Origin of the sequence: Sinorhizobium fredii USDA 257, assembly GCF_000265205.3 — a bacterium.
Classification (GTDB): Bacteria; Pseudomonadota; Alphaproteobacteria; order Rhizobiales; family Rhizobiaceae; genus Sinorhizobium; species Sinorhizobium fredii_B.
Genome location: NC_018000.1, coordinates 4,839,036 through 4,852,345, shown reverse-complemented (window position 1 = coordinate 4,852,345; position 13,310 = coordinate 4,839,036). Strand labels below are relative to the sequence as shown.

Annotated in this window: 13 protein-coding genes; 5 read left to right on the top strand and 8 right to left on the bottom strand. The window is 63.6% G+C overall.

Features of this window, described 5'->3' with window-relative positions; all coding sequences use genetic code 11:
* Positions 1-11 precede the first annotated feature (11 nt).
* Both USDA257_RS22780 and USDA257_RS22775 read right to left on the bottom strand, forming a co-directional pair.
* Positions 12-626: a 50S ribosomal protein L25/general stress protein Ctc gene (locus USDA257_RS22780; RefSeq protein ID WP_014765345.1), complete on the bottom strand. Its 615-nt coding sequence runs from the start codon at positions 624-626 to the stop codon at positions 12-14.
* A 155-nt stretch (positions 627-781) separates the two neighbouring features.
* The gene (locus USDA257_RS22775) at positions 782-1,963 is read right to left on the bottom strand and encodes a benzoate/H(+) symporter BenE family transporter (protein ID WP_041414554.1); all 1,182 of its coding nucleotides are present in this window, start codon (positions 1,961-1,963) and stop codon (positions 782-784) included.
* Between the two features lie 252 nt (positions 1,964-2,215).
* Between USDA257_RS22775 and USDA257_RS22770 the strand changes: the two genes are divergently transcribed.
* From USDA257_RS22770 to USDA257_RS22755, 4 genes are all read left to right on the top strand, one after another.
* A complete protein-coding gene (locus USDA257_RS22770) occupies positions 2,216-3,172 on the top strand; it encodes a helix-turn-helix domain-containing protein (RefSeq protein ID WP_014765343.1) in 957 nt (318 codons plus the stop codon).
* 168 nt (positions 3,173-3,340) lie between these two features.
* On the top strand, positions 3,341-4,849 hold the full coding sequence (gene adh, locus USDA257_RS22765) for an aldehyde dehydrogenase (protein ID WP_014765342.1): 1,509 nt from the start codon (positions 3,341-3,343) through the stop codon (positions 4,847-4,849).
* 136 nt (positions 4,850-4,985) lie between these two features.
* The gene (locus tag USDA257_RS22760; RefSeq protein WP_014765341.1) at positions 4,986-5,366 is read left to right on the top strand and encodes a DUF779 domain-containing protein; all 381 of its coding nucleotides are present in this window, start codon (positions 4,986-4,988) and stop codon (positions 5,364-5,366) included.
* A 70-nt stretch (positions 5,367-5,436) separates the two neighbouring features.
* Positions 5,437-6,267 (top strand): isocitrate lyase/PEP mutase family protein, encoded by an 831-nt coding sequence (locus tag USDA257_RS22755; protein ID WP_014765340.1) that lies wholly within the window; start codon positions 5,437-5,439, stop codon positions 6,265-6,267.
* 65 nt (positions 6,268-6,332) lie between these two features.
* Here USDA257_RS22755 and USDA257_RS22750 read toward each other — a convergent pair whose 3' ends face one another.
* The 6 genes from USDA257_RS22750 to lgt form a co-directional block, all read right to left on the bottom strand.
* Positions 6,333-7,265: a ribose-phosphate pyrophosphokinase gene (locus tag USDA257_RS22750; protein ID WP_014765339.1), complete on the bottom strand. Its 933-nt coding sequence runs from the start codon at positions 7,263-7,265 to the stop codon at positions 6,333-6,335.
* Between the two features lie 199 nt (positions 7,266-7,464).
* Positions 7,465-8,373, bottom strand: a complete 909-nt coding sequence (locus tag USDA257_RS22745; protein WP_014765337.1) for a hypothetical protein — start codon at positions 8,371-8,373, stop codon at positions 7,465-7,467.
* A 99-nt stretch (positions 8,374-8,472) separates the two neighbouring features.
* Complete coding sequence (locus USDA257_RS22740; RefSeq protein ID WP_014765336.1) at positions 8,473-9,624, bottom strand: M24 family metallopeptidase; 1,152 nt, start codon at positions 9,622-9,624, stop codon at positions 8,473-8,475.
* A gap of 1 nt (position 9,625) precedes the next feature.
* The gene (pgeF, locus tag USDA257_RS22735) at positions 9,626-10,420 is read right to left on the bottom strand and encodes a peptidoglycan editing factor PgeF (RefSeq protein ID WP_014765335.1); all 795 of its coding nucleotides are present in this window, start codon (positions 10,418-10,420) and stop codon (positions 9,626-9,628) included.
* A 215-nt stretch (positions 10,421-10,635) separates the two neighbouring features.
* Complete coding sequence (locus tag USDA257_RS22730; RefSeq protein ID WP_014765334.1) at positions 10,636-11,739, bottom strand: class I SAM-dependent methyltransferase; 1,104 nt, start codon at positions 11,737-11,739, stop codon at positions 10,636-10,638.
* Positions 11,740-11,751: 12 nt separating this feature from the next.
* Positions 11,752-12,597 (bottom strand): prolipoprotein diacylglyceryl transferase, encoded by an 846-nt coding sequence (gene lgt / locus USDA257_RS22725; RefSeq protein ID WP_014765333.1) that lies wholly within the window; start codon positions 12,595-12,597, stop codon positions 11,752-11,754.
* Between the two features lie 182 nt (positions 12,598-12,779).
* Between lgt and USDA257_RS22720 the strand changes: the two genes are divergently transcribed.
* Complete coding sequence (locus tag USDA257_RS22720; protein ID WP_041415533.1) at positions 12,780-13,067, top strand: accessory factor UbiK family protein; 288 nt, start codon at positions 12,780-12,782, stop codon at positions 13,065-13,067.
* The last annotated feature ends 243 nt before the right edge of the window (positions 13,068-13,310 follow it).

Sequence of the window (13,310 nt, the reverse complement as noted above, 5' to 3'; positions counted from 1 at the left end):
GCGGTCGCGGATCAAGCTTCCGCTTCGCCCTCTGCTTCTTCTTCTTCGACTTCAACTTCCTGCGCACGGCCGGCGATCGTGGCGACCGTGAAGTCGCGATCGGCGATGACCGGGGTCGCACCAGCCGGAAGCTTGACGTCCGAAATGTGGACCGTGTCGCCGATCTTGAGGCCGCTGAGATCGACGGTCAGGAACTCCGGAATGTTGTCGGCGGAAACGTTCAGTTCGACTTCATGGCGAACGATGTTCAGCGTGCCGCCCTGCTTCAGGCCCGGGGACTTCTCTTCGTTTTCGAAGTGGACCGGAACCTGGACCGACACCTGGCTGCCCTTCGAGACGCGCAGGAAGTCGACATGCATGGTGAAATCACGAACCGGATCCAACTGGTAGTCCTTCGGCAGGACGCGGATCTTCTCGCCATTGACGTCGAGCGTCGCGACGGTGGTCATGAAACCGCCGGCGTGGATCTTCATCGTCACTTCCTTGGTGGAAAGCACAATGGAAAGCGGGGCTTGCTTGTCACCGTAGATGACAGCAGGGATAAGACCGTTGCGGCGAAGTTCACGGGAGGACCCCTTACCAACCCGTTCGCGCGTCTCGGCCTTGAGCTCGTAACTCTGGCTCATGGATAGACCTTTCTGGTTATTTGGAGAGTTCGTCCGTCAAAGCGGAAAAACCTGAAGCCGCAAGGCAGCTTCATCCGCGTTGCCTCCAAGGGTGTCTGCGCGGACGCCGGGTCCTTAGCGGAGAACCGGTCGAAATGCAAGGCGCCGGGCGCCTCTTAGCTTTTCCGCCGGGAAAAACGCGCGAGCGCCAACATGAGGCCGCCGGCGATCAACCCCCAGAAGGCGCCGGAGACGCCGGCAAAACTGACGCCCGACGCGGTGACGAGGAAAGTGATGGCGGCGGCCTCGCGCGTCTGAGCTTCCGTGAAGGCCGCCACGGCCGAACTCGATAAGGCGCCGATGAGCGCCAGCCCGGCAACGGCTTCGATCAGCACCGGCGGCGCCAGGCTGACAAAGGTGGTGACGGCGCCGGCGAGCAGGCCGAAGGCAATATAGGCTATGCCGGCGATGATCGCCGACCAGTAACGGCGGTTGCGGTTTGGATGGGCATCGGGGCCGGCGCACATGGCCGCGGTGATCGCCGCCAGATTGACGGCGTGGCCGCCGAACGGTGCGCTGAACAGGGAAAAGAGGCCGGTCGTCGCAAAGAGCGGGCCGGGATTCGGGTGATAGTCGTTGACCTTCAGCACGGCGATGCCGGGAATATTCTGCGAGGCCATGGTCACGATGAAGAGCGGCAGGGCGATGCTGATCATCGCCGCGGCATTGAAGATCGGCGGAACGAATTCGGCCTTTGGGACGAGAGCGGAGGAGAGTTGCGCAAAGGCGTTGTCCGGCATTTGGACGCCGAAGGCGATCACCAGCACGAAGGCGAGAAGCGCGGCCGGCACGGCATAAAGCTTGTTGAGGCTGCCGACGATCGCCCAGGCGGCGACGATCGGCAGGCCGAAGAGCGGATTGAAGGCGATCGCCTTCACCGGCGCGAAGCAGAGGCTCAAGAGCACGCCGGCGAGCATTGCGTTCGCCAGAGCCGGAGGAATGGAAGACACCATCCGACCGAGCGACTTCCACAGGCCTGCGATGACGATCAGCAGGCCGCAAACCAGAAAGGCGCCGACGGCGGCGTTGAAGCCACCCTCGACGGTTCCTGATGTCGCCAGCAGCGCCGCACCGGGCGTCGACCAGGCGATGCTGACGGGAAGCCGCGTGGCGATGCTGATGAGGATCGCGCAGACGCCCATGGAAATCGACAGAGCCGTCAGGCCAGAGGCCGCCTGGGCCGCCGTCGCCCCGACGCCGGCGAGGCCATGCAGAATGACGGCGAAGGAGCTGGCGAAGCCGACGAAGGCGATCAGCACGCCCATGAAGAGGCTTTGCACGGAAAAATCACGAAGCATGGCGGACAACCGGGTGTTGCGGGCGGGTGTTGATGGCGAGTCGCGGGAATTGGCTGGCCGACGGCGTAGCATATCGGCGGCCGTGTCGATACCGTCGCCCGACGCAGCGACGAAGGATCGTGTTGCACGACCTTCGTCTGGCTGGACCGGCCGCGCAGTCCCAGCCTATAGTGGCGGCCGACGCGGCTGCACCGAACCGGGAGATAGGTGCAGGCGACCTACCGCCGGAGGACGCTTTCAGGGAGGGAGCGAATGCCTGCAGTCCGGGACCATACCGAACACGTCTACAGGACCGCGCAACAGTCGTCGGCAGCCGTCAGCTCGCCGGTCGCCGCCTCGTGGCGGCGCTGCATGACCCTGCACGGTCTTGCCCCCGAGGAGGCGCGTTTGCCATGGCGCCTTGCGGATGGCGATTTTCGGCAGGCGCGCGAACGCTCCGGAGTGCTGATTGCGGAAGCCGTCGGCGAACTCGACCGGCTGTTCGCCGTCATCGTCAAGGCTGGATGCTGCCTGTTGCTTACCGACGAGAAAGGGATTGCGCTCGAGCGGCGCGGGGCAGGTGGGGACGATACGGATTTTCGTGGCGTCGGACTTTGGTCGGGCACCGTGTGGAGCGAGGCGAGCGTCGGAACCAACGGCATCGGCACGGCGATCGCCGACGATCGCCCCGTCGTGATCCATCGCGACCAGCATTTCTTGAGCCGCAATATCGGCTTGAGCTGCGCGACAGCGCCGATTCGCGACGAAGCCGGGCGCCTTGCCGCCGCGCTCGACATCTCCACCTGCCGTGACGACGCTTCCGAGGCGACGCTCGCGATCCTCTCGCAAGCGGTGCGCGATGCGGCCGCCCGTATCGAGGCAAACCTCTTCCGCCGCGCCTTTGCGGAGGTGCGGATCGTGCTCGTGCCGGCCGATCGCCAAGGGCCGGCTCTGCTCGCCGTCGACCGCGACGATCTCGTGCTCGGCGCGACGCGGGCAGCCCGGCAGTGGCTCGGGCTTGACGACAAGCGCATTGCAGCCGGCATTCCCGCCTCCGACCTGCTCCAGGAGGGCGTTCCCGGGGACGGAGCCGAATTGCCGGATGCCGAAAGAGCGGCACTGCGCCGCGTGCTGTCGCGCACCAACGGCAATGTGTCGATGGCCGCCGACCTCCTAGGTATCAGCCGCGCAACACTCTACCGCAAGATGAAGCGGCTTTCGCTTAATTGACTTTTTGAGTCATTGCTGCGCTGCAGCACGACAGGCAACGGCGACCTGTCTCAATTCTGAAACAAATGGCATTGCCGGCTGCTGCGGCGCACTACCGAAAATCCGCAGTCGGCTTCACTCTTCCTTCCACAGCAGATCGGAGTGCTGTTTTTTCCAAGGGAGGAAGCCATGCTGCATCAGAAGATTCTCGAGAACCCGTTCAAGCACAAGTATGGAAATTTCATCGGCGGTGAGTGGCGCGAGCCGGTCGCCGGCCGCTATTTCGACAATACCACGCCTGTCACCGGCGGTTCGCTCTGCCAGGTTGCCCGTTCGGATGCCGCCGATGTCGAGCTCGCGCTCGATGCCGCCCATGCCGCCAAGGAGAAGTGGGGCCGGACCTCGACAACCGAGCGCTCCAACATCCTGATGAAAATCGCTGCGCGGATGGAGGACAATCTCGAGCTTCTGGCGCGGGCCGAGACCTGGGACAACGGCAAGCCGATCCGCGAAACCATGGCCGCCGACATTCCGTTGGCGATCGACCATTTCCGCTATTTCGCCGCCTGCATTCGGGCGCAGGAAGGCTCGATCGGCGAGATCGACCACGATACGGTCGCCTATCATTTCCATGAGCCGCTCGGTGTCGTCGGCCAGATCATTCCCTGGAATTTCCCGATCCTGATGGCCGCCTGGAAGGTGGCGCCGGCGCTTGCGGCCGGCAACTGCGTCGTCTTGAAGCCGGCCGAGCAGACGCCGGCCTCGATCCTCATACTTGCCGAATTGATCGCCGACCTGTTGCCGCCGGGCGTGCTCAACATCGTCAACGGCTTCGGCCTCGAGGCGGGCAAGCCGCTGGCGACCAGCCCGCGCATCGCCAAGATCGCTTTTACCGGCGAGACGACGACGGGGCGACTGATCATGCAATATGCCAGCCAGAACCTCATCCCCGTGACACTCGAGCTCGGCGGCAAGTCGCCGAACATCTTCTTCGCCGACGTGCTCAACGAGGACGACGACTATTTCGACAAGGCGCTGGAAGGCTTCGCCATGTTTGCGCTTAACCAGGGCGAGGTCTGCACCTGCCCGAGCCGGGCGCTGGTCCAGGAAAGCATCTACGACCGTTTCATGGAGCGGGCGCTGAAGCGGGTCGAGGCGATCCGACAGGGCAATCCGCACGACCCGGCGACGATGATCGGCGCCCAGGCGTCGGGCGAACAGCTGGAGAAGATCCTCTCCTATATCGACATTGGCAAGCAGGAGGGCGCCGAGGTCCTGACCGGCGGCGAGCGCAACGTGCTCGAGGGCGATCTCTCCGGTGGCTATTATGTCAAGCCAACGGTATTCCGCGGGCATAACAAAATGCGCATCTTCCAGGAGGAGATCTTCGGTCCGGTCGTGTCGGTAACAACCTTCAAGACCGAGGACGAGGCGCTCGCGATCGCCAACGACACGCTCTACGGTCTCGGAGCCGGCATGTGGAGCCGCGACGCCAATCGCTGCTACCGCTTCGGCCGCGAGATCCAGGCCGGCCGCGTCTGGACCAATTGCTACCATGCCTATCCGGCGCATGCCGCCTTCGGCGGTTACAAGCAGTCGGGCATCGGCCGCGAGACGCACAAGATGATGCTCGACCACTACCAGCAGACCAAGAACATGCTGGTGAGCTACAGCCCGAAGGCGCTCGGCTTCTTCTGATCCCGGCCCTTTCTAAAAAGTTGGGCGGGATGCGGGCGAAGACCGCTCATACTTTTCCTCATCCCGCTCGTGCCGGTGATCCTCCCGGCAGGCTCCCGGTGTTCCATCGCGAGCCGCCGCGTTTAGGAAAGAAGGGATGATGACGAAAACAAATGGCGAGCCGCGCGTGCGCGCGACGGACGCGGCGATTGATCTCATCCGCGAAATCCGGCGCAATCATCCGGATATCCTGTTTCACCAGTCGGGCGGCTGCTGTGACGGCTCTTCGCCGATGTGCTACCCGGCCGACGACTATATGGTCGGCGACAACGATGTGAAGCTTGGGGAGATCGATGGCGTGCCGGTCTATATCAGCGCCAGCCAGTACGAGGTTTGGAAGCACACCCAATTGATCATCGACGTGGTGCCGGGCAGGGGCGGCATGTTCTCGCTCGACAACGGCCGCGAGAAACGCTTCCTCACGCGGTCGCGCCTTTTCGGCGGCGGCGAGGCTTGTGCCGTGGCGACCCGGGGTTGATCTGCTGAACTTGCTGTGTTCCTCTTTTGTTCGATAAGTGCTATCTCTCTCCTCACAGCGGAGGTGACACATGACGAACCAGGCGAGCAAGCATCAAGCATTCCGTGCATTGCATGACCGTCCGGGTGCTTTCGTTATTCCCAATCCCTGGGATGCCGGCTCTGCGCGCATCCTCACGGCACTTGGGTTCGAGGCATTGGCCACGACGAGCGCCGGCTTTGCCTTCTCCGTCGGACGGAGGGATTCGGCGGCGGCTCTTTCGCGCGACGCAATCCTGCAGAATGCCGGAGATATCGTCGAAGCGACCGATCTACCTGTTTCGGCCGACTTGGAGGACGGTTTTGGCGCCGATCCGCAGTGCTGTTCCGTGACGGTTTCGATGGCGGCGGGGGTCGGTCTCGTCGGTGGTTCGATTGAAGATGCCACCGGTAATCCAAGCGACCCGATTTTCGAGTTTAGCTTGGCCGTGGAACGAATTGCTGCCGCTGCTGAAGAGGCTCGTAAGCACCCTTTCATCCTGACCGCCCGGGCCGAGAACTTCCTGCATGGGCGACCTGATCTGGACGATACGATCCGACGCCTTGCTGCATTCGAAGAGGCTGGTGCGGATGTTCTCTACGCCCCGGGGCTGCCAAGTCTCGAGGCGATCCGAACGGTCTGCTCGTCCGTCAATCGGCCGGTCAACGTCGTCATGGGCCTGACCGGGCAGATTTTCACGGTCCAGGAGCTGCAGGAGGCGGGCGTGAAGCGTATCAGCGTCGGCGGCTCCTTCGCACGGGCAGCCCTGGGCGGGCTCCTGCGTGCGGCACGGGAGGTCAAGGAGTACGGCACCTTCACCTATTCGAAAGATGCGATGCCTGCCGGCGAAGCTGCCTCATATATGCTAGACGTAAAAAGATAACTGGCCGGCCGCGCAAAAACGCCCAGCGCCAATGGTCGAAAGACCGTTGGGTCGATCCGGAGACCTCAGTCGAAGAGGCTCGAAACCGATTCTTCCTGGCTGGTCCGGCTGATGGCTTCGCCGATCAGGCCGGCGGTCGAGATCACGCGGACATTGTGTGCCGATTGCACGGCTGTGGTCGGCTGAATGGAATCGGTGATCACCAGTTCCTTCAGCATCGAGGAGGTGACGCGGGCGACCGCGCCGCCCGAGAGGACGCCGTGGGTGATATAGGCGGTGACGCTGGTGGCGCCGTTCTTGAGCAGCGCTTCGGCGGCATTGCAGAGCGTGCCGCCGGAATCGACGATGTCGTCGATCAGGATGCAATCCTTGCCGTGGACATCACCGATGACGTTCATGACCTCCGATTCACCGGGGCGATCGCGACGCTTGTCGACGATCGCCAGCAGACAGTCGAGCCGCTTGGCCAGTGCCCGGGCACGCACGACGCCGCCGACGTCCGGCGAGACGACCGTGACGTTCCTGAGGTCGTAGTGCTCCTTGACGTCGCGCGCCAGGATCGGAACCGCATAGAGATTGTCGGTCGGGATATCGAAGAAGCCCTGGATCTGGCCGGCGTGGAGATCGAGGGTGAGGACGCGGTCGGCCCCGGCTCTGGTAATGAGATTGGCGACCAGCTTGGCCGAGATCGGCGTGCGTGGGCCGGGTTTGCGGTCCTGCCGGGCATAGCCGAAATAGGGAAGCACGGCGGTGATGCGGCGGGCGGAGGAGCGGCGGACCGCGTCGATCATGATGAGCAGTTCCATCAGATGATCGTTGGTGGGGAAGGACGTCGACTGGACGATGAACACATCCTCGCCGCGCACGTTTTCGCCGATCTCGACGAAGATTTCCTGATCGGCGAAGCGCCGTACCGTGGCTTTGCCGAGCGGCAGGTTGAGATAGTTGCAGATCGCTTCGGCCAGCAGCCGGTTCGAATTGCCTGCGAAAACCTTCATAGACGGTCCGCCTTGAGCTGGCGCGGCCACCGTCCGATCCGGGGGCAGAATTGTCCGCGCAGATTCCCTGAGCCATTCCGATCGCGGGCAATCGCTGCGATGGCCGCTGTCAGAGCTGATCGGCCGCTTTTTAGCGTCCTTGAAGGTGAATGCAAGGGGATTGCTGCGCCGCAGCGCCTATTATCCTAAAAACTTTGCGTCAACCGCGCTGGGAACGGCGCCATTCGAGATAAGCATCGATCGTCTTGCTGGCGATCGCCTGCATTGTTTGGGGCGGAATGGCGCCCCAGGGTTCGGCAGCGCTGCTTTCCACCGTGTCCTGTCCCTGGATGCGGTGCAGGCGGTTGCCGCTGCCGTCCAGAATGTCCCAGACATAGACGACGGTCGTCTTGCCGCCGTCGTTGAGCGCCGAGAAATAGCCCTTGAGGATGTGGTCGCTGGTGGCGTCGGTGGAGCTCTTGATGGTGAGCCCCTGCGCCCGAGCCGAGGCGCCGAGCTGCTTCGAGAGGGGCGTGACGGCCTGAACCGGAGCGCCGATGATCGGCAGGAAGCGGATGCCGCCGGCGCCCGTCACCGCCGGAGTCGGCGAAGCGGCGGCCTGTTTCGTCTCTTCCGGTGCGCTCGCGACGTCAGGCTGCGCCGGCTGCTGTATGCTTTCTTCCTCCGGCGGCGTGACACTTTCTGCCTGCACCGGCTGACTTTCTGCCTGCGGCGACGGATTTTCTGCCTGCGGCGACGGATTTTCTGCCTGCGGCGGCTGGGGCGGCATGGTCTGCACCGGTGCGGCGCCCTCGGCCAGGCGGTTCGCCTGGCCTTCGAGCGTGCCGGCGGGGTCCGTGTAATCGGTGTGGTTCGTCGCGTATTGCGTCGGCGGGCCGGAAATGTTCGGCTGCGCCGAGAAGGCGGCGGTGCGGCTTGGCGGTACGCTTTCCACCGGCATCACGGCGGTCTGCGTGGACATGGCCTCGAGATCGGACTGCGTCACCGGCGGTGAGCGGAAGGTTCCTCCGCCCACGTCCACTTGCGGGATTAGGGCGTCCGTGGAGTTGCAGCCGGCAATGGCTGCGGCAAGACCAAGGCTTGCGATAGGCATGATCTGCTTACGCATCGTTCCCACCGTCTGGCTCGAACTGGTTGGCGCGTGCGGCCGGAAGACCGGCTGCCGCGCTTCCTCTCATTTCTCACCGGAAAGCATAGGACGATTTCCTTACGCAGAAATGAAGTCCAGGCCATAGCGCGACAGGGGCCGCGGGCTGTCGGTGGTCGTCAGATAGGTCTGGCCGAGCGTCATGGCCGTTCCGCTGTCGGAATCCATGATGATCATGTGCACGAAGAGCGACATGTCGGGCTCGATCTCCTGCGGGTTGCCGACATGGAACATCTGGTGCTCCATCCACGAGGGCGAGAAGCGGGCGCCGAGCGAATAGCCGCAGGCATTCAGCCGATGGCGGGCGAGGCCGCGCTCGTCCATGATCCTCGCATGGACGTCGAATACCGTGCCGAAGGTATTGCCGGGCCTCAGCACCATTTCGATCGCCTGGATCGTCTCGCGGCAGGCGCTGTAAAGTTCGCGGTGGCGATTGGTCGGTTCGCCGATCACGATCGTGCGCATCATTGCCGCGTGATAGTGGGCGCTGACGCCCGCCCATTCGAGCGTCAGCTGATCATTGGCATCGAGCGTGCGCCGGCCGGCCTTGTAACGGCAGAGCAGCGCATCGGCGCCGGAACCGATGATGAATTCATTGGCCGGGTAGTCGCCGCCGCCGGCAAAGACGGCGCCCTGCATGGCGGCGAGGATGTCGGCCTCGCTACCGCCCGGGCGGATCAGTGGTAACGCCGCGTCGAGCGCATCGTCGGCAAGGCTTGCGGCCTTCTCGACATGGGTGATCTCCGCCGCGCTCTTGAGGAGGCGCAGGCGGCTCACCAGCATCGAGGCGTCGATCAATTCGCCGAAGGTCGAGAGCTGATTGTCGACAAGGCGCGCAGTCTTGCCGGTCATGCCATGCGTGTCGTACTCGACCCCGATGCGGCAGCCGAGCAGGTCGAGCTCGCTCAGGAGGTTCTTGAGGTCCATGGCCGGATCGGCGTTGACGCGATCCACCCAGATCTCGATGCGCTCGATATTCGACGTGTGGCGCGCCTGGCGCAGATCGGCCGATCGGGTAAGCAGCACCATAGAGCCGTCCTGCTTGACGACGAGCGTCTGGAAGAAGCAATAGCCGAAGGTATCGTAGCCGGTCAGCCAGTACATGCTCTCCTGCGCAAAGAGAAGGATCGCATCGAGCCTTTCTTCCTGCATCCTGGCCGTGAGCCGTGCCAGGCGCGATGCATATTCCTCTTCGGCGAAGTGAAGCGCCATCTCAAGCCTCCCGTATGCAAATTGCGGATATCTGCCGCCCGTAATCGGGCTCCTGCCGGTGTGTGGTGCGGCGATAGGAGAAGAAGCGGTCCTCATCGGCATAGGTGCAGATGTCGAGGTTTTCCGCCGTCACACCGGCGTCCATGAGGCGCCGGACCGTCAGCCCGGGCAGGTCGAACATCGCATGGCCGTTGCGGCCGGACGGACTGAAGAAGGATGCGTAGCTGTCATCGGCGGCCACGAAACGTTCGACGAATTCGGGGCCGACCTCATAATGCTGGCGGCTGATCGATGGTCCGAGACAGGCGACAATGCGCTCCCGGCGTGCGCCGAGCGAGACCATCGCGGCGATCGTGCTTTCCAGCACACCGCCGAGCGCTCCTTTCCAGCCGGCATGGGCGGCGCCGATGACGCGGGCTTGGCGGTCGGCGAAGAGCACCGGACCGCAATCGGCCGACAGCACCCCAAGCACGATACCCGGCGTCGCCGTCACCAGCGCATCGGCATCCGGACGCGTGCCGTCATAGCCATTGTCGACGATGATCGCATCGGGGGAATGAATCTGATGAACCGTTGCAAGACGTCGCGGCTCGGCATTGAACCAGCGGGCGACCCGGGCGCGGTTCTCGGCGACGCGCTCACGATCGTCATTGGAGCCGAGGCCGACATTGAGGCCGCGATAGATGCCCTGCGAAACGCCGCCTTGGCGGGTGAAGTAGCCATGGCCGATCTCCGGCCCCGCCTCGGCGCCGAAGAGCGGGCTCTGCACGGGTGAAAGCGAGGCGTCGTCCTGCATTCGGTGTTTTCGCCCTTGAATTTTCTTGGTTTCGTTGGCCTGAGGGCGCGCACGGCCCGATGATTGCGGCTGATTTGCCGGGCGATGTTGGCCCGGCAGGCCAGGACTGTCAATCGCGGAACGTCGAGGCGACGCCCTTGTCCTCGCCGGCCATTCGCTTTCGAGAACCGCAAGGAAAGGGTGTGGACCGGCGCGGAGATTGCGTCCCTCGCGTGCTAGCGCGCCTTTTTCCTGAACGGCACCAAGGCGACTTCGGGACTGCTGACCACCAGCACCTTGAACAGTTCGCCCATCCTTCCGGCGCCGGCGCCGGCGAGCCGCTCGACGGCGTCGCGGATGGCTTCCTGCGTCGCCAGGTCCTTGTCGCGACCAAGCGCCGCCGCCCGGTCCAGAAGGCCGAGCCCGACGAGGAAGTCCCCCTGGTGGGCGAGGCCGTTCACCTGCAGGCCCTCCGCCTTGGCGCGCAGCGCCAGTTGCTCGAAGTCCACATGGCTGGTGAGATCGGCGCGTCCCGGATTGGCAAGCGGAGGATCGTACTGGTGATTGCGGACGGCCTGCAGCGTGTCGCCGTAGCCGGTGGCGAGATGGCCGTAGTCGATGAGGATCGCGGTGCCGCCGTTCGCGCGGAGACGCTCGCAAACAGCTGCCATCACTGCGTCGCGCGCGGGAGCGGCCTCGAAGATGGTGCCTTCGGCCACCGATTGCGCCGGCGTCGGCAGCAGGGAAGGATCGATGCCTGCGACCCCGGCGGCAAAGGTCAGTTCGTCTTCGGCATCGAGGCCGATCATGCGTTCGCGAAACCCTTGCGCGGTTCGGACGAATTGGCGAATGGGGATCGCGTCGAAAAGCTCGTTTGCGGCGAGAAGCAGGAAGCCGGGAGGCAAATTGTCGAAGCTTCCATGCCAATGGGTCTTGCCCTCGTGGCCGGTCAGCGTTTCGGCCTGCACCTTGCGCAGCCTTTCGCTGGTTTCGACGAGATGGATGTCGGCTGCAGCGTAGAGATCGGGCGCCAGGCGACGGACGACACGCAGGACATCCGACATCATCGTGCCGCGGCCCGGGCCGATTTCGGCGATGATCGCCTGTGTCGGAGAGCCGTGCTCCTGCCAGGCGTGAACCAGGAATATGCCGATCATCTCCCCGAAGAGCTGGCTGATCTCCGGCGCGGTGGTAAAGTCGCCGGCCAGTCCGAATGGCTCGCGAACGCGATAGTAGCCATACTGCGGATCAGCCAGGCAGAGGGAAAAATAATCGGTGACGCTGATCGGCCCGTTGGTCCTTATCAGCGCCTTGATCTTGTCGGCGAGAGGGTTCGTCATGCATCAGTCCAGTTATGCCGCGGCGGCGGCCGCCTTGCGCGCCCGCGCCATGGCCCAAATTCCGGCCAGAGCCATCGGCAGCGAAAGCACCATGCCCATGGTCAGCCAACCGCCGGCAAGATAGCCGATCTGCGCGTCCGGTTCGCGGAAGAATTCGACGAAAATGCGGCTCGCGGCATAACCGCAGACAAAGATGCCGGTGACGAGGCCGGGCGCCTTCAGGGCTTTGCGGCGATAGACGAGATAGGCAAGCACAATGAGAAGCAGAACGCCCTCGAGAAAGGCCTCGTAAAGCTGGCTCGGGTGGCGCGGAAACGGTCCGCCGGTCGGGAAGACGACCGCCCAGGGCATGGAAGATAGCCGCCCCCAGAGCTCGCCGTTGATGAAATTGGCGATGCGGCCGAAGAAGAGGCCGATCGGCACGACGGCCGCCACGACATCGAGCATGCTCCAGATGGGGATGGCATTTCTGCGGGCAAACAGGACGATCGCGAGCGTGGTGCCCAGAAGGCCGCCATGGAAGGACATGCCGCCGTTCCAGATCTCGACGGCGCGGATCGGGTTTTGCAGCACCGAGCCGAGATCGTAAAAAAGAATGTAGCCGAGGCGCCCGCCAAGCACGATACCGCCGGCCGCCCAGAGCAGGAAATCATCGAGCTGCGCCATATTGAGAGGGGGCGTATCGTTGCGCCAAAGCGAAGAATTCTGGGCTATGCGCCGGGCGTAGAACCAGCCGAGCAGGATGCCGGCGACATAGGCGAGGCCATACCAGTGCACGGCGAGCGGCCCGATGGTGAAGATCACCGGATCGATTTCGGGGAAGGGGAGAATGGCAAGGCGGGTAACAAGTGTTTCCAAGGTCTTCTCTCATGCCTGGTCGATCAGTCGGGCGGAACATGACGACCGAAACAAGCGGGGTCAAGCCGCTGTACGCTCTTCATGTCATACGGTCCTATTTTCCTTGCATCCTTGCCCCGACGACCCTACCTGAAAACGACAAGGCTCGCGGATGTGGTGCGAGCGAAACGGAGACAAAGACGATGAGTACAGGGGCGAACCGCATTCTCGATGATCTTGCCAGGTTGATGACGGATGCTGCCGGTGCGGCGCAGGGCGTGCGGAAAGAGGTCGAAACTGCCTTTCGCGCGCAAGCCGAAGGCTGGCTGAATTCGCTGGACGTGGTGAAGCGCGAGGAGTTCGAGGCGGTCAAGGAGATGGCTGCCAAGGCACGCGACGAAAACGACGCGCTGCTCGCGCGCATTGTGGCGCTGGAAGCGCGCCTCGCCGAGTCGGGGCCGGCGACCGGCGACATCACCACGGGCAAGTAAAGACGCGAGGGGTCGCCTCGGCCGACCGCAACGATTTGGAATTCTGCCTTCGGGCTGCGTGCAAGCGCGGCTCTGGCGGCTGCGGAATGCGGCGATTTCCGGGGCCAAACGACTCTCGAAGCAGTGGTTTGAGTCACGCCACTGCTTCGGCGTCAGGGTTAATGAAAGCTGAAAAGTTTTCCACCTGTGGACACTGGCAAAAAACCCTTATCGCAGAGTCGTTTAAGCATCCGCGCTGAATCA